1 protein-coding gene and 1 pseudogene are annotated in these 22,304 nt (G+C 59.8%); both read left to right on the plus strand.

Translation table 11 applies throughout. The features are described from left to right. Nucleotides 1–59 precede the first annotated feature (59 nt). Entirely contained in the window at nt 60–1,415 is a 1,356-nt protein-coding gene (locus ACJHYR_RS22940) for a TolC family outer membrane protein (protein ID WP_000090488.1), read from the plus strand. Nucleotides 1,416–1,523: 108 nt separating this feature from the next. Further along, nucleotides 1,524–22,301 (plus strand): annotated as a pseudogene (gene siiEA / locus ACJHYR_RS22945) (BapA-related adhesin SiiEA). Nucleotides 22,302–22,304: the final 3 nt, after the last annotated feature.

The following is a 22,304-nucleotide window of genomic DNA, read 5'->3' on the forward strand; positions in this document are numbered from 1 at the left end:
AAATGAGACTGGTTATAAAAACCAGTTAAAATAATGACCTGGAAGGAAGTGACTTATCTATGGCGCGATTCCAGTTTAAAAACCGTAAAAATAATGGACTTATTTTTTTTATAAGTTTTATGGTGATGGGAGAAGCTGCAATTGCTGCACCGCTGCCACAATGGGCGAATGCCCCAGCGGTAACGCCAGTTGCCCAATTATCTTTACAGGAAAGTATATTACGCGCCTTTGCGCGAAATCCCGACGTCACTCAACAGGCGGCGCAGATAGGTATTGGCGAAGCGCAAATTGATGAAGCCAAAAGTGCCTGGTACCCGCACGTTGGATTAACCGGCAATGCGGGACCGTCCCGACAAACGGACTCCAGTGGCAGGCTTGATAACAACGTTTCGTATGGCATAACCCTGACACAGCTGGTGTATGACTTTGGTAAAACTAACAACGATATCAAACTGCAAACTGCCGCCCGTGACAGCTACCGCTTTAAATTGATGGCAACATTAACCGATGTTGCAGAGAAAACGGCGACTGCCTATATGGAAGTCAGTCGTTATCAGGCTTTGTGCGATGCGGCTCAACGCAATATTCACTCGCTGGAAAACGTTTACAACATGGCGGCATTGCGTGCTAACGCTGGCCTGAACTCGTCGTCGGATGAATTACAGGCACAGACGCGCATTGCCGGAATGCGCTCAACGCTGGAGCAATATCAGGCGCAGATGGCAAGCGCCAAAGCGCAACTGGCGGTGCTCACTGGCGTACAGCCGGAGGCGATAGCCGCGCCACCTGCTGAATTAGCCGAGCAGCCGGTATCGCTGAAAAATATTGATTACCAGTCCATCCCGCTGGTGCTGGCGGCAGAAAACTTACGCCAGTCAGCACAGTACGGCGTGGAAAAAACGAAAGCGCAATACTGGCCAACGCTCAGTATTCAGGGGGGGAAAACGCGCTACCAGACCAGCGACCGCTCGTATTGGGATGATCAGCTACAACTGAACGTTAACGCGCCGCTGTATCAGGGCGGCGCGGTTTCTGCCCAGGTGCAACAGGCCGAAGGGCAACAAAAAATCTCTGCCTCGCAGGTCGAACAGGCAAAACTGGATGTGCTGCAACGAGCGTCTGTGGCATATGCCAACTGGACCGGCGCACGGGGTCGCGAAGAAGCCGGTTTAGCACAATCCGAAAGTGCGCACAAAACGCGAGATGTGTACCAAAATGAATATAAATTGGGCAAACGCAGTCTGAATGATCTATTAACCGTCGAGCAAGATGTCTTTCAGGCGCAATCGGCTGAAATAAATGCCAATTATGATGGCTGGGTCGCCGCCGTAAATTATGCCGCTGCGGTGAATAACCTTATTCCATTAGCGGGAATTAAACAGGGCTTATACAACGACTTACCCGACTTGAAATAATCCTGCCATTATTAATATCAGGTATGCCTCGTTGTTAAGTGATTACCTTTGTCTTATTTAGATAAATGGACTCGCTAAGGATATGCGCCATTTATCAGGAATGCCATTATGAGCCTGATTATTGATGTTATTTCGCGTAAAACATCCGTCAAACAAACGCTGATTAATCCTGGCGACGTCACGGTTGTTATTTATGAGCCTTCCGTGGTGCAGGTTCATGCTCAGGCCTCTGCCGTTGCGCGTTACGTCCGTGAAGGAAATGACCTGCTGATCTATATGCAGGACGGCACGGTGATCCGCTGCAACGGTTATTTCCTGCAAGCGGCGAATACCGCTGAACAATCGGAACTGGTGTTTGCCGATGGACAACAGCTCACCCACGTCACCTTTGCCGATACTGCTGCGGGTGGATTAGCCCCCGTAGAACTGACTGCCCAGACCACCGCGATTGAAAGCATTGCGCCATTTCTTGATACCGTTGCTCAGACCAGCACCTTCCCGTGGGGATGGCTGGCGGGGGCGGCGGTAGGCGGTGGCGCGCTTGGTGCACTGCTGGCAAGCGGTGGCGATGGCGACTCGAAAACGGAAGTGATTAGTAACCCTACGCCACCCGCTGAGCCTGGCAACGCCACTCCATCATTTTTAGTTACCGATAATCAGGGCGATCAGCGCGGCATTCTCGCCACCAATGACATCACCGATGATACCACGCCAACCTTTAGCGGCAGCGGGCAGGCGGGGGCGACTATTCAGATTAAAGACAGTAACGGCAATACTATTGCCAGTACTCAGGTAGACAACAACGGTCACTGGAGTGTCTCGTTACCCACGCAAAGTGCAGGTGAACATACCTGGTCAGTGGTGCAAATTGTCGGCAGTACCATCACTGACGCCGGTTCGATAACGTTAACCATCGACAATAGTCAGGCCAGCGTGCAGGTTGCCACCACCGCAGGCGATAACATTATTAACGCCAGCGAACAGGCCGCCGGGTTTACGCTTTCTGGCACCAGTAGCCATCTGGCGCAGGGAACAGAACTCACCGTTACGCTAAACGGCAAAACCTACACCACCAGCGTAGGCGCTAACGGTGCCTGGAGCGTGCAGGTGCCGACCGCCGATGCACAGGCGTTAGGCGAAGGGAATCAGGCGGTGCTGGTCAGTGGGAAAGACGCCACAGGCAATACGGTCACCGGCGCGCAGCTGCTAACGGTCGATACCCAACCGCCAACGCTTGCCATCAACACCATCGCTCAGGACAACATCATCAGTGCTGCGGAACATAACGTCGCGCTGGTACTGAGCGGCACGTCGAATGCAGAAGCGGGGCAAACCGTAACACTGACCGTCAACGGGAAAAGCCATACAGCAACCGTCGGTAGCGACGGAACCTGGCAAGTGACGCTGCCTGCCACGGAAGTCCAGGCACTGGCGGAGGGTAATTATGCTGTCAATGCCAGTGTCAGCGATCGGGCAGGAAACACCACCAGCCACAGCGCGAATTTCACGGTAGACACCTCAGCACCCGTGGTCAGCGTTAACACCGTGGCGGGCGACGATATTCTTAATAATGCCGAGCAGGCCGTCGCGCAGATCATCTCCGGACAAGTCAGCGGTGCTTCTCCTGGCGATACGGTAACGGTGAAATTGGGCACTCATGTCCTGACGGGCATCGTGCTGGCAGATGGCAGCTGGAATGTGGCGCTGGACCCGGCGGTAACCCGCACGCTGGATCGCGGAGCCAATACGATTTTCGTCACCGTGACAGATGCTGCAGGAAATACTGGCGCGGCGTCTCGAGCAATCACGCTGGTCGGTGTTTCTCCGTTGATCACCATTAACACCGTCTCCGGCGATGACATTATCAGTGGCGCAGAAAAAGGTGCGCCACTGACCCTTACCGGTAGCACTCAACAGGCCGAGACAGGACAAACCGTCACAGTAACCCTGGCTGGACAGAGTTTTACCACTACCGTGCAGGCTGATGGCTCCTGGAGTCTGACGGTACCTGCCGCCGCGATGGGAAATCTGCCTGACGGCGCGGTGGCGATTACCGCTTCTGTGACGGATCTCAGCGGCAATACCGGCAACACCTCCCGCACCATTACCGTCGACAGCCAGGCCCCGGCGTTGAGCATCGATCCACTGACCGCTGATAACATCATTAACGCCGCCGAAAGCGGGCAGGATTTGCCCATCACCGGCACCACCGACGCTCAGCCGGGGCAGACGGTGACCGTTACGTTGAATGGGCAAACCTATCAGGGCATCGTGCAGTCCGACGGCACCTGGAGCGTGACCGTTCCCGCCGCCAATGTTGACGCACTGGCTGACGGCAACGCCACGGTCACCGCCAGCGTGAACGATGTCGCCGGTAACCCGACCAGCGTTTCACGGGTGGCGCTGGTCGATGCCACGCCTCCGGTGGTGACCATTAATCCGGTGGCGACCGATAACGTCATCAACACGCCGGAACACACCCAGGCGCAAATCATCAGTGGCACGGTTACTGGCGCGCAGGCGGGCGATATTGTCACCGTTACGTTAAATAATTCCGATTACACCACGGTGGTGGATGGTTCCGGCAACTGGAGTCTGGGTGTTCCGGCTTCCGTTGTCAGCGGACTGGTGGACGGCAGTTATCCTGTCAGCGTCTCGGTAACCGACCGCGCAGGAAACAGCGGCAGCCAGTCATTGACCGTCACGGTCAATACCGCAGCGCCCCTTATCGGCATTAACAGCATTGCGGGCGATGATGTGATTAACGCCAGCGAAAAAGGAACCGATGTCCAGATTACCGGCACCAGCGATCAGCCTGTTAATACCGCCATCACCGTGACGCTGAACGGGCAAAATTACACCACCACGACCGACGCCTCCGGCAACTGGAGCGTCACCGTTCCGGCATCGGCGGTAACCGCACTGGGCCAGGCCAACTACACGGTAACGGCGGCGGTAACCAGCAGTATCGGCAACAGCAACACCGCCAGCCATAACGTGCTGGTTGACAGCGCGCTGCCCGGCGTGACCATTAACCCGGTGGCAACCGACGATATTATTAACGCCGCCGAAGCGGGCGTCGCGCAAACCATCAGCGGGCAGGTTACTGGAGCGGAAGATGGCGACACGGTAACTATTACGTTGGGCGGTAATACTTATACGGCGACGGTGGGCAGCAATCTCACCTGGAGCGTGAGCGTTCCGGCGGCAGATATTCAGGCGCTGGGTAATGGCGATTTAACGGTGAGCGCCTCGGTCACCAATCAAAACGGCAACACCGGCAGCGGCACGCGGGATATCACCATCGACGCCAATCTGCCCGGTCTGCGGATCGATACGGTGGCAGGCGATGATGTGGTCAATATCATCGAGCACGGGCAGGCGCTGGTGGTCAGCGGCAGCAGCTCGGGGCTGGCTGAAGGCACGCCGCTTACCGTCACAATTAATAATGTGGAATACACCACTGCGGTGCAGGCCGATGGTAGCTGGAGCGTGGGCGTCACGGCGGCGCAGGTTAGCGCCTGGCCTGCGGGGACGATTAATATTGCCGTGTCCGGGGAAAGTAGCGCCGGAAATCCGATAAGCATTACGCATCCGGTAACGGTGGATCTCACTCCGGCGGCTATTACCATCAACACTATCGCCACGGACGATGTGATTAACGGCGCAGAAAAAGGCGCTGATTTAACCCTTTCCGGCACCACCACAAATGTAGAAGCCGGGCAAACGGTCACCGTCACCTTTGGCGGGAAAAATTACACTGCCAGCGTGGCGAGCGATGGTAGCTGGAGTGCCACCGTTCCCGCTGCCGATTTAGCGTTATTAACCGATGGCAGCGCCTCCGCGCAGGCCAGCGTCAGCAATATTAATGGCAATAGCGCCTCGGCGGTGCATAACTACAGCGTCGATAGCAGTGCCCCGACCATCATTATCAATACCGTTGCCAGCGACAATATCGTCAACGCCAGCGAAGCCGATGCGGGTGTGACGGTGAGCGGCAGCACCACCGCTGAAGCGGGGCAGATTGTTACGGTAACGCTCAATAGCCCGACCGTGCAGACCTATCAGGCAACGGTACAGGCCGACGGCAGCTGGAGCATTAATATTCCGGCGGCAGATCTTGAGGCATTGACCGATGGCAGCCACACCCTGACCGCCATGGTCAATGACAAAGCGGGCAACCCGGCGAGCACCACGCATAATCTGGCGGTGGATCTCACCGTTCCGGTACTTACCATCAACACCATTGCGGGCGATGACATTATTAACGCTGCCGAACACGGGCAGGCGCTGGTGATTTCCGGCTCCAGCACCGGCGGGGAGGCGGGGGATGTCGTCACCGTTACGCTAAACAGTAAAACCTACACCACGACGCTGGATGCCTCCGGCAACTGGAGCGTCGGCGTTCCGGCGGCAGATGTCACCGCACTTGGCAGCGGCCCGCAAACCGTGACTGCGACCGTTACCGATGCCGCCGGTAACAGCGATAGTGAGACGCACACGGTCACCGTTAACCTTACCGCACCGACCATTGGCATTAACACCATCGCCACCGATGACGTGATTAACGCCACCGAAAAAGGCGCGGATCTGCAAATTTCCGGCACCAGTAATCAGCCCGCAGGCACTACAATTACGGTGACGCTGAACGGGCAAAATTACACCGCGACGACCGATGCTTCTGGCAACTGGAGCACCACGGTGCCAGCCTCCGCTGTCGGTGCGCTGGGCGAAGCCAGTTACACGGTGACGGCGAACGTCACCGATAGCGCGGGCAACAGCAATTCCGCCAGCCATAACGTGCAGGTCAATACCGCGCTGCCTGGCGTCACCATTAATCCGGTGGCGAGCGACGATATTATTAACGCCGCCGAATCGGGCGTGGCGCAGACCATCAGCGGGCAGGTGACGGGTGCGGCGGCGGGCGATACGGTTACCGTAACGCTTGGCGGGAAAACCTACACCGCTACCGTGCAGGGCAATTTAAGCTGGAGCGTGGACGTTCCGGCGGCGGATATTCAGGCCATCGGTAATGGCGATCTGACGGTTAACGCTTCGGTGACCAACGGCGTTGGTAATACCGGCAGCGGTTCGCGCGATATTGTGATAGACGCCAACCTGCCAGGTCTGCGCGTCGATACCGTGGCGGGCGATGATGTGGTCAACAGCATCGAGCACGGTCAGGCACTGGTGATAACCGGTAGCAGCAGCGGGCTGGCGGCGGGCGCGGCGCTGACGGTGGTGATCAATAACGTCACCTACGGCGCGACGGTATTAGCCGATGGTACATGGAGCGTTGGCGTTCCGGCGGCAGATGTGGGCAACTGGCCTGCGGGTACGGTGAATATCACGGTTTCAGGTGCCACTAGCGCAGGAAACCCGGTCACTATCACCCATCCGGTCACCGTCGATCTGGCGGCGGTGGCGATCTCCATTAACACCGTTTCCGGCGACGATGTGATTAACGCCGCCGAAAAAGGGGCAGATTTAACCCTTTCCGGCAGCACTTCCGGCGTGGAAGCGGGGCAAACCGTCACCGTCACCTTTGGCGGTAAAACCTACACCGCCACCGTAGCGGGCGATGGTAGCTGGACAACCACCGTACCCGCCGCCGATCTCAGCGCGTTACGCGACGGCGACGCCACGGTACAGGCCAGCGTCAGCAATATTAACGGCAACACGGCTTCGGCGACCCACGCCTACAGCGTCGATGCCACGGCACCGACGCTTGCCATTAACACCATCGCCACTGACGATATTCTGAACGCCGCCGAGGCGGGCAATCCGCTAACCATCAGCGGCAGTAGCACCGCCGAAGCGGGGCAGACGGTAACTGTCACGCTTAATGGCGTGACTTACACCGGCACCGTCCTGGCGGACGGGAGCTGGAGCGTCAGCGTGCCGACGGCGGATCTCAGCAATCTGACCGCCAGCCAGTACACGGTCAGCGCCTCGGTAAGCGATAAAGCGGGTAACCCGGCAACCGCCACTCACGGGCTGGCGGTGGATCTCACCGTTCCCGTATTAACCATCAACACCGTCTCCGGAGATGACATTATTAACGCCGCCGAACACGGACAGGCGCTGGTGATCTCCGGTTCCAGCGCTGGCGGCGAAGCGGGCGATGTCATCACCGTTACGTTAAACAGTAAAACCTATACCACCACGCTGGACGCTTCCGGCAACTGGAGCGTCGGCGTTCCGCTGTCAGATGTCACTGCGCTGGGCAGCGGCCCGCAAACCATCACAGCTACCATTACCGACGCGGCAGGCAACAGCGATGATGCCAGCCGCACGGTCACCGTGAATCTGACCGCGCCAACCATTGGTATCAACACTATCGCCAGCGATGACGTGATTAACGCCACGGAAAAAAGCGCGGATCTGCAAATCACCGGCACCAGTAATCAACCCGCAGGCACCACAATAACGGTGACGCTGAACGGGCAAAATTACACCGCGACGACCGATTCCTCCGGCAACTGGAGCGCCACGGTGCCAGCCTCGGCGGTTAGCGCGCTGGGGGAAGCCAACTACACGGTAACCGCGAACGTCACCGATAGTGCAGGCAACAGCAATTCCGCCAGCCATAACGTGCTGGTCAACAGCGCGCTGCCTGCCGTCACCATTAACGCGGTGGCGACCGACGATATTATTAACGCTGCTGAATCCGGAAACGCGCAAACCATCAGCGGCCAGGTCACGGGCGCGGCGGCGGGCGATACGGTCACCGTTACGCTGGGCGGCAACACCTACACCGCCACGGTGCAGGCTAATTTAAGCTGGAGTGTCAGCGTTCCGGCGGCAGATATTCAGGCCATCGGCAACGGCTCTCTCACCGTAAACGCCTCGGTGACCAACGTCGTCGGCAACACCGGCAACGGTTCGCGAGACATCACTATCGATGCCAATCTGCCTGGCCTGCGGGTCGATACCGTGGCGGGCGATGATGTTATTAACAGCATTGAGCACAATCAGGCGCTGGTGATCACCGGCAGCAGCAGCGGATTAACGGCGGGAACGGCGTTAACGGTCGAGATTAACAACGTTACTTATGGCGCGACGGTATTAGCCGACGGCACGTGGAGCCTCGGTATTCCGGCGGCAGACGTCAGCAACTGGCCTGCGGGTACGGTGGATATTACGGTAAGCGGCACCAACAGCGCCGGAACAACCTCTACCATTACCCATCCGGTTACCGTCGATCTGGCGGCGGTCGCCATCACCATTAACACCCTTTCCGGCGATGATGTGATCAACGCCGTGGAGAAAGGCGAAACGCTGGTCGTAAGCGGCAGCACCAGCGGTGTGGAAGCTGGGCAGACGGTGACCGTCACCTTTGGCGGTAAAAATTACACCACCACTGTGGAAGCCAACGGCAGCTGGACGGTGAATGTGCCGCCTGCCGATCTCGCTGCGCTACCGGACGGCGCGGGCAACGTGCAGGCGAGCGTCAGCAATATTAACGGCAACAGCGCCCAGGCCGATCGCGCGTATAGCGTCGATGCCACCGCGCCGCTTATTACCATCAACACCATCGCCAGTGACGATATTCTCAACGTGAGCGAAGCGGGCGCGGGGATCACCATCAGCGGCACCACCACGGCGCAGGCCGGGCAGACGCTGACCGTCACGCTGAATAACAACACGTACCAGACCACCGTTCAGGCGGATGGCACCTGGAGCGTGAATGTTCCGGCAACAGATTTAAGCGGATTAACCGCCAGCAGCTATACCGTGACTGCGACGGTGAGCGACAAAGCGGGTAACCCGGCAAGCGCCGACCACGCGCTGGCGGTGGACGTCACTGCGCCGGATCTCACCATTAATACCGTCGCAGGCGATGACATTATCAACGCCATCGAACATGGTCAGGCGCTTGTCATCAGCGGAACCAGCACGGGCGCGGCGGCGGGCGATGTGGTCACGGTTAACCTGAACGGTAAAAACTACACCACCACGCTGGACGCTTCCGGTAACTGGAGCGTCGGCATTCCGGCGGTGGATGTCACGGCGCTGGCAACGGGAAGCCAGACCATTACCGCCAGCCTGAGCGATCGCGCGGGCAACAGCGACAGCACTACCCATAATGTGACCGTTGATCTTAGCGGCCCGATGCTGACCATCAGTACCGTCTCCGGCGATGACATCATTAATAATGCGGAGAAAACCCAGGATCTGACCATCAGCGGCGGCTCCAGCGGTCTGGCGACTGGCACCACGGTCACCGTGATGTTGAACGGCCTGGCGTACAGTGCCACCACCGACGGTTCCGGTAACTGGAGCGTTACCGTGCCTGCTTCGGCGGTCGGCGCACTGGGCGAGGCGGTGTACCAGATTAGCGCCAGCGCCACCGACAGCGCGGGCAACAGCGGCAGCACCACCCATACGGTGAATGTCGAATCGCTCCTGCCAGGGGTAATCATTAATACCGTGGCGGGCGATGACATTATCAACGCCGCTGAAATCGTTGTGGCGCAGACCATCAGCGGTCAGGTCACGGGAACGGCGGTTGCGGGGAATACGGTGATTGTCACCATTGGTGGCAATCAATATAACGCCACCGTGCAGTCAGATTTAAGCTGGAGCGTCAGCGTACCTGCGAACGTTTTGCAGGCGCTGGGCAACGGTGAGCTGACCATCAGCGCCTCGGTGACTAATAACGGGGGTAATACCGGCACCGCAACGCACGATATCGTGATAGATGCCAACCTGCCAGGTCTGCGCGTCGATACCGTAGCAGGCGATGATGTGGTCAATATTATCGAGCACGGTCAGGCGTTGGTAGTCACCGGTAGCAGTACCGGACTGGCGATGGGGGCGGCGTTGACGGTAGTGATCAACGGCGTCACCTATGGCGCAACGGTACTCGTCGATGGCACCTGGAGCGTCGGTGTTCCGGCGGCAGATGTCACAAACTGGCCTGCGGGGACGGTCAATATTGCCGTTTCTGGCACCAATACCGCCGGAACCACAACCAGCATTAGCCATCCGGTCACGGTCGATCTCGCGGCCGTGGCGATTACCATTAACACCCTTTCCACTGACGATGTGATTAACGCCGCCGAAAAAGGCAGCGATTTGCAGCTCTCCGGCACCACCTCCGGCGTGGAAGCGGGGCAGACCATCACCGTTATCTTCGGTGGCAAAAGCTACACCACCACGGTTGCCGCGGATAATAGCTGGGGGCTGACGATCCCAGCCGCCGATCTCGCAACCTTGCCAGACGGCGCAGCAAACGTCCAGGCCAGCGTCAGCAATGTCGCTGGCAACAGCGCCCAGGCAACGCATGCATACAGCGTTGATGCCACTGCACCCTCCGTCACCATCAACACCATCGCCACGGACGATATTCTTAACGCCGCCGAAGCGGGATCGGCGCTGACCATCAGCGGCACCAGCACGGCAGAAGCCGGGCAGACGGTGACCGTGACGCTTAACGGCGTCAATTACAGCGGTAACGTGCAGGCAGACGGAAGCTGGAGCGTCAGCGTCCCGACCGGCGATTTAGCTAACCTCACTGCCAGCCCCTATACGGTGAGCGCAGCGGTCAGCGACAAAGCCGGAAATCCGGCCTCGGCGACGCATAACCTGACGGTGGACCTTGCCGCTCCGGTTGTCACCATTAACACGGTGGCGGGCGATGACATCATTAACGCCACAGAACACGGACAGGCGCAGATTATCAGCGGCTCGGCAACGGGCGCGACGACGGGTAACACGGTTTCCGTGACGATTGGCACGACCACTTACACCACCGTGCTGGACGCCAACGGCAACTGGAGCATCGGCGTGCCTGCCAGCGTCATTTCCGCGCTGGCGCAGGGCGATGTGACCATTACCGCCACGGTCACCGACTCCGCAGGCAACAGCGGCACGGCCTCGCACACTGTCACCGTGGCGCTCGGCGCGCCGATACTCGGCATTAACACCATTGCCGTCGACGACATCATTAATGCCACGGAGAAAGGCGCGGATCTGGCGATTTCCGGCAGCAGCAACCAGCCTGCGGGTACGCAGATAACCGTTACGCTCAACGGGCAAAATTACACCACCACTGCCGATGCTTCCGGGAACTGGAGCGTGACCGTTCCGGCGTCACGGGTGAGCGCCCTCGGTGAAGCCACTTATACGGTGACTGCCGCCGCCACTGACGCCGATGGCAACAGCGGTTCCGCCAGCCATAACGTGCAGGTTAATACCGCGCTGCCGGGCGTCACCATTAACGTTGTCGCGAGCGACGATATTATTAACGCTGCCGAAGCGGGCGCGGGCCAGAGCATCAGCGGGCAAGTGACGGGCGCGGCAGCGGGCGACACGGTAACCGTCACGCTCGGCGGGGCGACTTACACTGCCACGGTGCAGGCGAATTTAAGCTGGAGTATTAATGTTCCGGCAGCCGCTTTACAGGCGCTGGGCAACGGCGAGCTGACCATTTCGGCTTCGGTAACGAACAGCGTAGGCAATACCGGTAACGGCACGCGTGAAATCACCATCGACGCGAATCTGCCCGGTCTGCGGATTGACACCGTGGCGGGCGATGACGTGGTCAATATTATCGAGCACGGACAGGCGCTGGTGATTACCGGCAGCAGCTCCGATCTGGCAGCGGGCAGCAACGTCACGCTGACCATTAACGGGCAAACCTATGTTGCGGCGGTACTGGCGGATGGCTCATGGAGCGTCGGCGTTCCGGCGGCAGATGTCAGCGCCTGGCCTGCGGGGACGGTCACAATTACGGCGAGCGGCAACACCACCGCCGGAAATCCGGTGAGCGTTACGCATCCGGTGACTGTCGATCTCACTGCGGTGGCGGTCAGCATCAACGCCATTACTGCCGATGACGTGATTAACGCTGCCGAAAAAGGCGCGGCGTTAACGCTCTCCGGCAGCACTTCTGGTGTGGAGGCCGGACAAACGGTCACCGTGACCTTTGGCGGCAAAACTTACAGCGCCACGGTGGCTGCGAACGGTTCCTGGAGTACCACGGTTCCGGCGGCGGATATGGCGGCCCTGCGTAATGGCGATGCCAGCGCACAGGCCAGCGTCAGCAATGTTAACGGCAACAGCGCCACCACGACTCACGCTTACAGCGTCGATGCCAGCGTGCCAACGGTGACCATTAACACCATTGCGGGTGACGATATTCTTAACGCTGCCGAAGCCGGAGCTGCGCTGACCATCACCGGCAGCAGCACTGCGGAAGCGGGGCAGACGGTGACCGTCACCCTCAATGGCGAAAACTATACCGGCACGGTTCAAACGGACGGTAGCTGGAGCGTCAGTGTGCCTCAAGCCGACGTAAGCGCCCTGACCGCCAGCAACTACACCGTTAGCGCGGCGGTGAGCGACAAAGCCGGAAACCCGGCCTCGGTTAATCACAACCTGACGGTGGATACGTCTGTTCCGGTCGTCACCATCAACACGGTGGCAGGCGATGATGTGATCAACGCGACGGAACACGCACAGGCGCAGATTATCAGCGGCTCCGCCACGGGTGCGGCAACCGGTAGCACCGTGACGGTGACTATCGGCACAAATACTTTCACCACGGTGCTGGATGCCAGCGGCAACTGGAGCGTCGGCGTTCCGGCAAGCGTTGTCTCGGCACTGGCGAACGGCACGGTGACCATCAACGCCAGCGTCACCGATGCCGGAGGAAACAGCGGCAGCGCCACCCATCAGGTGACGGTCAATACCGGGCTGCCGACCATTACCTTTAACGCCATCAGCGGCGATAACGTCCTCAACGCCGATGAAAAAGGCCAGCCGTTGACCATTAGCGGTAGCAGTACGGGGTTGGCGACCGGCGCACAGGTTACCGTCACACTCAACGGTCATAACTACAGCGCTACCACCGACGCGGCGGGCAACTGGACGTTAACCGTGCCGGTGAGCGATCTGGCGGCTTTAGGCCAGGCCAACTATATCGTCAGCGCCAGCGCCACCAGTGCGGCAGGCAACACCGCCAGCAGCCAGGCGAATTTACTGGTCGACAGCGGCCTGCCGGGTGTCACCATTAACACCGTGGCGGGCGACGATATTATCAACGCCGCCGAAGCGGGTGCGGGCCAGACCATCAGTGGGCAGGTGACGGGCGCGGCGGCAGGCGATACGGTCACCGTGACGCTGGGCGGCAACACTTACACCACCACGGTACAGAGCAACTTAAGCTGGAGCGTCACCGTTCCGACAGCCGATCTCCAGGCGTTGGGCAATGGCGATTTGACCATTACCGCCTCGGTCACCAACGCGAATGGCAACACTGGCAGCGGCTCGCGGGATATCACCATTGATGCCAACCTGCCGGGTCTGCGCGTGGATACCGTGGCGGGCGATGATATCGTCAACAGCATCGAACACGGGCAGGCGCTGGTGATCACCGGCGGCAGCAGTGGTCTGAATGCCGGTGTGCCATTGACGATCACGATTAACGGTACGGCTTATTCCGCCACGGTACAGGCGGACGGGAGCTGGAGCGTTGGCATTCCGGCGGCAAACGTCAGCGCCTGGCCTGCGGGGGAGTTAATCGTCGAAGCGACAGGACAGAGCAGCGCCGGAAATCCGGTCAGCGTCAGCCATCCGTTCACCGTCGATTTAACGGCGGTGGCGATCAGCATCAACACCGTTGCCAGCGACGACGTAATTAACGCCGCCGAGAAAGGCACTGGTCTGACCCTTTCCGGCAGCACCAGCGGAATTGAAAGCGGGCAAACCGTCACCGTCACTTTGGGCGGCAAAACCTACACTGCAAGCGTCGCCGCCAACGGTAGCTGGAGTGTGAACGTTCCGGCGGGGGATTTAGCAACCCTGCCAGACGGCGCGGCGAACGTGCAGGCCAGCGTTAGCAGCGCGAGCGGTAACAGCGCCTCGGCGATCCATGCGTACAGCGTTGACGCCAGCGCGCCGACGCTCACCATTAACACCATTGCCAGCGACGATATTCTTAACGCCACGGAGGCGGGAAGCCCGCTCACCATCAGCGGCACCAGCACCGCCGAAACCGGGCAGACGGTCACCGTCACCCTTAACGGCGCAACCTACAGCGGTAATGTGCAGGCAGACGGTAGCTGGAGCGTCAGCGTTCCCCCTTCAGCCTTAGGCGCGCTGAGCGCAAGCAATTACACCGTCAGCGCCACGGTCAACGACAAAGCGGGCAACCCCGGCAGCGCCAGCCATAATCTGGCGGTAGACACCACCGCGCCGGTTCTCACCATTAACACTGTGGCGGGCGATGACATTATCAACGATGCCGAACATGCGCAGGCGCTGGTGATCTCCGGCACCAGCACGGGCGGGGAAGCGGGCGATGTGGTGAGCGTTGTGCTCAACGGCAAAACCTACACCACCACCCTGGATGCCTCCGGCAACTGGAGCGTTGGCGTTCCAGCGGCGGATGTTGCGGCACTCGGTAGCGGTGCGCAGACCATCACCGCCAGCGTCAGCGATCGGGCAGGTAATAGCGACGACGCCAGCCGCACCGTGACCGTCAGCCTCAGCGCGCCAGTGATTAGCATCAACACCATCGCGGGCGATGATGTGATCAACGCGACGGAAAAAGGATCGAATCTGGCGCTTTCCGGCACCAGCGATCAGCCTGCGGGTACGGCGATCACCGTGACGCTGAACGGACAAAACTACAGCGCCACCACCGACGCCTCCGGCAACTGGAGCGTTACCGTGCCTGCCTCTGCTGTCAGCGCGCTGGGCGAAGCCACCTACAGCGTGACGGCGAGCGTCAGCAATGCTCAGGGTAACAGCAGCACCGCCAGCCATAACGTGCAGGTCAATACCGCGCTACCGGGCGTCACCATTAATCCGGTAACGACGGACGATATTATTAACGCCGCAGAAGCAGGCAGCGCGCAAACTATCAGCGGCCAGGTCACCGGGGCGGCGGCGGGCAGCACCGTCACCGTTGAACTGGGCGGTAAAACTTACACCGCCACCGTCCAGGCTGATTTAAGTTGGAATGTGAGCGTACCTGCCGCCGACTGGCAGGCGCTGGGTAACGGTGAGTTAACCGTTAACGTCTCGGTAACCAACGCCGTTGGCAACACCGGTAGCGGCACGCGCGATATCACCATCGATGCCAGTCTACCCGGCCTGCGGGTGGATACCGTCGCGGGTGATGATGTGGTGAATATTATCGAACACGCTCAGGCGCAGGTGATTACTGGCAGCAGTTCCGGTTTTGCCGCAGGTACGGCGTTGACGGTGGTGATTAATAACCAAACTTACGCCGCCACGGTGCTGGCAAACGGCAGCTGGAGCGTCGGCGTTCCGGCGGCGGATGTCAGCAACTGGCCTGCGGGAACGCTGAACATTACCGTTAGCGGCGCGAACAGTGCCGGAACGCAAACCAGCATTACCCATCCGCTGACAGTTGATCTCAGCACTGTCGCCGTCAGCATAAACAGCATCACCAGCGATGATGTGATTAACGCCGCCGAAAAAGGTGCGGCGCTAACGCTCTCCGGCAGCACGTCCGGCGTCGAAGCGGGGCAAACAGTTACCATTACTTTTGGCGGCAAAACCTACACCACCACGGTGGCGGCTAACGGTAGCTGGAGCACCACCGTTCCGGCTGTGGATATGGCGACCCTGCGTGACGGCAATGCCAGCGCCCAGGTGCGGGTGACTAACGTCAATGGCAACAGCGCCACGGCAACGTATGAATACAGCGTCGATAGCGCCGCGCCAACGGTGACCATCAACACCATTGCCAGTGATAACATCATCAACGCCAGCGAAGCGGCGGCGGGCGTGACGGTATCCGGCACCAGCACGGCGGAGACGGGGCAGACGCTGACCGTCACGCTTAACGGCACTAACTACCAGACCACGGTGCAGGCAGACGGCAGCTGGAGTTTAACGCTGCCCGCCAGCGACTTAACCGCACTTGCCAATAACGGCTACACCCTGACCGCCTCGGTCAGCGATTTGGCGGGTAACCCTGGCAGCGCCAGCAAAGGTGTGACCGTCGATACCACCGCGCCCGTCATCAGCTTTAACACCGTGGCGGGCGATGATGTGATTAACAACGTCGAACACACTCAGGCGCAGATTATCAGCGGCACCGCCACGGGCGCGGTCGCGGGCGACCGCCTGGTGGTGACCATCGCCGGGCAGCAGTATGTCACCAGCACCGATGCCAGCGGCAACTGGAGCGTCGGCGTGCCTGCCAGCGTGATTTCCGGCCTTGCGGACGGCACGGTGACCATCAGCGCCACCATTACCGATAGCGCAGGCAACAGCAGTACGCAGACGCACAACGTGCAGGTAAACACGGCGGCAGTGTCGCTCTCGGTCAGCACCATCAGCGGCGATAATATTATTAACGCCGCCGAAGCGGGCAGTGCGCTGACCCTGAGCGGCACCGGAACGAACTTTGCCGCAGGTACAGTGGTGACCGTGTTGCTTAACGGCAAAGGCTACAGCGCTACCATTCAGAACAACGGGAGCTGGAGTGTGAACGTGCCGGCGGCAGACGTCGCGGCACTGGCGGATGGCACCAGCTACACGGTTAGCGCCTCCGCCCAGGACAGCGCCGGAAACAGCGCCACGGCCTCGCGCAGTGTGGCGGTGGATCTCACCGCGCCGGTTATCAGCATAAACACGGTTTCAACGGACGACCGACTCAACGCCGCCGAACAGCAGCAGCCGTTAACCCTTAACGGCTCGACCAGCGCGGAAGTAGGGCAGACGGTAACCGTCACCTTTGGAGGCAAAACTTATACCGCCACGGTGGCCGCCAATGGCACCTGGGCGCTGAACGTGCCTGCGGCAGATCTGGCAGCGCTCGGGCAGGGCGCACAGACCATTACCGCCAGCGTGAACGATCGCGCCGGTAACCCCGGTCAAACCACGCACGCCCTGACCGTCGATACCGTTGCGCCAACGGTCACCATCGCCACGGTGGCGGGTGACGATATTATCAACAACGCCGAGCAGCTTGCCGGGCAGACCATCAGCGGCACCACCACCGCTGAAGTGGGCCAGACGGTGACCGTCACCTTTAACGGTCAGAGCTGGACTGCAACGGTCGGCAGCGGCGGAAGCTGGTCGGTGTTTATTCCGGCGCAGCAGTTTGCCGGATTAAGCGACGGCAGCTACACCATTAGCGCGACGGTTAGCGATCAGGCCGGAAACCCCGGCAGCGCCAGCCGTGGCGTGACGCTGAACGGCGATGTGCCCACCGTCACCATCAACACCTTTGCGGGCGATGATGTGGTGAACGCGGCGGAACACGGCACATCGCTGGTGATCAGCGGCACCACCACCGCGCCGGTCGGACAGACGCTGACCCTGACCTTAAACGGCAAAACCTACACCACCACGGTACAGACCGGCGGTAGCTGGAGCTACACCCTCGGCAGCGCCGATGTCACTTCGCTGGCGGACGGCAATGCCTACGTGATTAACGCCTCGGTGAGCAACGCCATTGGCAACACCGGCAGCAGCAATCACACCATTACTGTCGATCTCAGCGCCCCGGCGATGGGTATTAATATCGATTCCCTGCAAGCCGACACCGGGCTTAGCGCCAGCGACTTTATCACCAGCGTCAGCCCGGTGGTGGTCAACGGCTCGCTCACCGCCGCGCTTGCCAGTAACGAGACGGCACAAATCAGTATCGACGGCGGCGTAACCTGGACCACGCTCACCGTTACCGGCACGACCTGGCGCTATAACGACAGCCGCACGCTGACCGATGGCAACTATCTCTATCAGGTGCGGGTGATTGACGCTGCGGGCAACGTCGGTGCCACCGACAGCCAGAATGTGGTGATCGACACCATCGCGCCAGATCCCGCGGTGAAAACCATCGCCATCAGCGCGATCACTACCGATACGGGCCTGATCACTAACGATTTTGTCACCAGCGACACGACGCTTGCGGTAAGCGGCACGCTGGGCGCGGCGCTTTCTGCCGGTGAGTTCGCGCAAATCAGCATTGATGGCGGCACCACCTGGCAGAATCTTTCGGTAAGCGGTTTGACCTGGACCTGGCTTGACGGGCGGACGCTGACCGATGGCAACTACAACTATCAGGTGCGGGTTATCGACACCGCCGGAAATATCGGCGCGACCGCCAGCCAGATAGTCACTGTGGACACCACCGCGCCGCTGGCGAGCAAAACCATCGCCATTGCTGGCATCAGCGATGACACTGGGTTAAGTAGCAGCGATTTTGTTACTCGCGACACCACGCTGACCGTGCGCGGCACGCTCGGCGCGGCGCTTGCCGCCGATGAACGGGCGCAAATCAGCCTCGACGGCGGTGTCACCTGGACCACGTTAACCGTTATCGGCACCAGCTGGAGCTATGCCGATGGTCGCACACTGACCGACGGCACCTGGAACTACACGGTGCGGGTGGTGGATCTGGCGGGGAACGTTGGGCAGACCGCAACGCAAAATGTGGTGGTCGACACCACCAGCCCGGAAGCGGCGAAAAGTATCACCATTACCGGTATCAGCGATGACACCGGAGCCAGCAGCAGCGATTTTATTACCAGCGACACCTCGCTTACCGTGCGCGGCGTATTGGGGGCGGCGCTCGGCGCTAACGAGTTCGCGCAAATCAGTACCGACAACGGCGCAACCTGGGTGAACGTGACCGTCGCCGCAGACGGCCTTAACTGGAGTTACGTTGACGGACGCACGCTCACCAACGGCACCACCACCTGGCAGGTGCGGGTGGTCGATCTGGCGGGCAACGTTGGCGCAACCGGCAGCCAGTCGGCGCAGATTGACACCGTGAACCCAGCGCAGGTGCTCACCATCGCCAGCATCAGCACCGACACGGGGAGTTCGGCAACTGACTTTATCACCAGCGATACCTCGCTCACGCTGACCGGTTCGCTGGGGGCGGGGCTTGCCAGCGGCGAAGTGGCGCAGATTAGCCTCGACGGCGGCGCGACCTGGATCACGCTCACCACCAACGGCACGCAGTGGACCTACACCGACGGCCGCACGCTGACCGACGGCAGCTACGTTTATCAGGTGCGGGTGCTGGATCTGGCGGGAAATACCGGTCCGGTGGTGTCGAAAACGGTGGTGGTCGATACGATTAACCCCACCGCGACGCCGACCATTGTGTCGTACACTGATGACGTCGGGCAGCGGCAGGGGACATTAAGCAGTTCGCAGGCCACCGACGACACTACGCCGTTGCTGAACGGCGTGCTCTCCGGCCCGCTTGCCAGCGGTGAAGTGGTTTACCTCTACCGTAACGGCCTGCTGTTAGGCGCGGTAACGATGGTAGGCGCACTGAACTGGACCTACAGCGACAGCGGGCTGGTGAGCGGTGCCTACACCTACAGCGCGCGAGTGGTGGATCTGGCGGGGAATATCACCTCCTCCAGTGATTTTGTCCTGACGGTCGATACCTCTATTCCGACCACGCTGGCGCAAATTACCAGCCAGACCACGCGCGATACCACGCCGATTATCAGCGGGGTGATCACGGCGGCACTCGCCAGCGGGCAGTATGTTGAAGTGGTGATCAATGGCAAAACCTACACCTCTGAACCGGGCGGTGCGGTGGTAGTCGATCCGGCGCACAACACCTGGTATGTGCAACTGCCGGATACCGATGCGCTGACAGTTTCCGCGACCGCCTATACCGTTACTGCGCAGGTAAAAAGCTCGGCGGGAAACGGCAATAACGCCAATATTAGTAACGGCACGGTGACGGTTAACGCAACGATTGATTATACACCGACCTGGACCACCACCAGCAAAACCACCGCCTGGGGGCTGACCTACGGCCTCGACTCGCACGGGATGTGGACGGTGCTGGCAAACCAGCAGGTAATGCAATCGACTGACCCACTCACCTGGTCGAAGACCGCGCTGACGCTGTATCAGAGCGGCAACAACTATGCCACCAGCTCCATCGCCGATTACGACCGTAACGGTACGGGCGATCTGTTTATCACCCGTGATGACTACGGTACAGGCTATATCAACGGCTTTACCAATAACGGCGATGGCACCTTTTCCAGCGCTATTCAGGTCACCGTCGGCACCCTGACGTGGTACGGCTCGATTGTGGCATTTGATAAAGAGGGCGACGGCTATCTCGACTTCTGGATTGGCGACGCGGGCGGGCCGGACTCCAACACCTTCCTGTGGAACAACGCAGGTACGCTGGTAGGTAACTCCACCACGTCGAACAGCGGCGGTAGCGCCACGGTGGGCGGGGCGGTGACGGGGTATCTTTCGCTCAACGAAGGTTCTGGCGTCGATCTGAACAATGACGGCAGGATCGACCTGGTTCAGCACACCTACAACCTGAACAACTATTACACGCTATCTTCGCTCATCAACTAGGGGAATGGGACGTTTGTCTGGGGGCAGAACACCACCAATACCTTCCTGAGCGGGGCGGGCAGTGGCGCTATGAGCAGCAGCGTTTCCATGACCTGGGCGGATTTCGATGGTGACGGCGATATGGATCTCTTCCTGCCTGCCAGCCAGGGAAGAGCTAACTACGGCTCCCTGTTATTCAACACCAACGGCGTGCTGGGCAGTCCGGTGGCGGTGGGGGCAACGGCAACCACCTACGCCAGCCAGTTTAGCGTGGCGGTGGACTGGAACCATGACGGTCTGATGGATATCGCCCGTATCGCCCAGACCGGACAATCGTATCTTTATACCAACGTCAGCAACGCCAGCAACTGGACACAATCGGCCCTCGGAAGCAGTCAGAGCGGTACGACCAGCGGCGTGGCGGCAATGGACTACGACTGGGACGGCGCGGTGGATGTGCTGGTGACTAAACAGTCGGGCAGCGTCTATCTTATTCGCAACACCAACACGGTGAGCTACGGCACTTCGCTGCACCTGCGCATCACCGATCCCAACGGCATTAACGTCTATTACGGCAATACCGTGAAGCTGTACAACTCGGCGGGGGTGCTGGTCGCCACGCAAATCATTAACCCGCAGTCGGGGATGGGGGTTAACGACACCTCGGCGCTGGTCAACTTCTACGGGCTGAACGCCGGGGAAACCTACAACGCGGTGCTGATCAAATCCACCGGCACCACCGCCAGCAATATCGACCAGACGGTAAACACCACCTGGGGCGGCTTACAGGCCACCGATGCCACTCACGCTTACGATCTCAGCGCCGAAGCAGGCACCGCAAGCAACAACGGCAAGTTCGTCGGCACGGGCTATAACGACACCTTCTTCGCCACCGCAGGCACCGATACTTACGATGGCTCCGGCGGCTGGGTGTACAGCTCCGGCACCGGAACGTGGCTGGCGAATGGCGGGATGGACGTGGTTGATTTCCGCCTCTCGACGGTGGGCGTGACCGCGAACTTAAGCAGCACCACCGCGCAGGCTACTGGCTTTAACACCTCGACATTTACCAATATCGAAGGCATTTCCGGCTCGAATTTTAACGACACTCTGACCGGCAGCAGCGGCGATAACCAACTGGAAGGGCGCGGCGGCAACGACACGCTCAACATCGGCAACGGCGGTCACGACACCTTGCTCTATAAACTGCTCAACGCCAGTGACGCCACTGGCGGCAACGGCTCGGATGTGGTGAATGGCTTTACGGTAGGGACATGGGAAGGCACCGCCGACACCGATCGCATTGATATTCGTGAACTGTTACAGGGCAGCGGCTACACCGGCAACGGCAAAGCCAGCTACGTCAACGGCGTGGCAACGCTGGATGCGCAGGCCGGAAACATCGGTGATTTTGTCAAAGTCACCCAGAGCGGCAGCGACACCATCGTGCAGATCGACCGCGACGGCACGGGCGGCACTTTTGCGGCAACTAACGTGGTCACGCTGACGGGCGTGCATACCGACCTCGCCACTTTGCTGGCGAATCATCAGTTGATGGTGGTGTAGAGA

The organism is Escherichia sp. WS1450, assembly GCF_046487395.1.
Classification (GTDB): Bacteria; Pseudomonadota; Gammaproteobacteria; order Enterobacterales; family Enterobacteriaceae; genus Escherichia; species Escherichia coli.

Excerpts from the sequence above, each read along its gene's own strand:
- ACJHYR_RS22940 (WP_000090488.1), top strand. The coding sequence starts at position 60 with ATGGCGCGATTCCAGTTTAAAAACCGTAAAAATAATGGACTTATTTTT.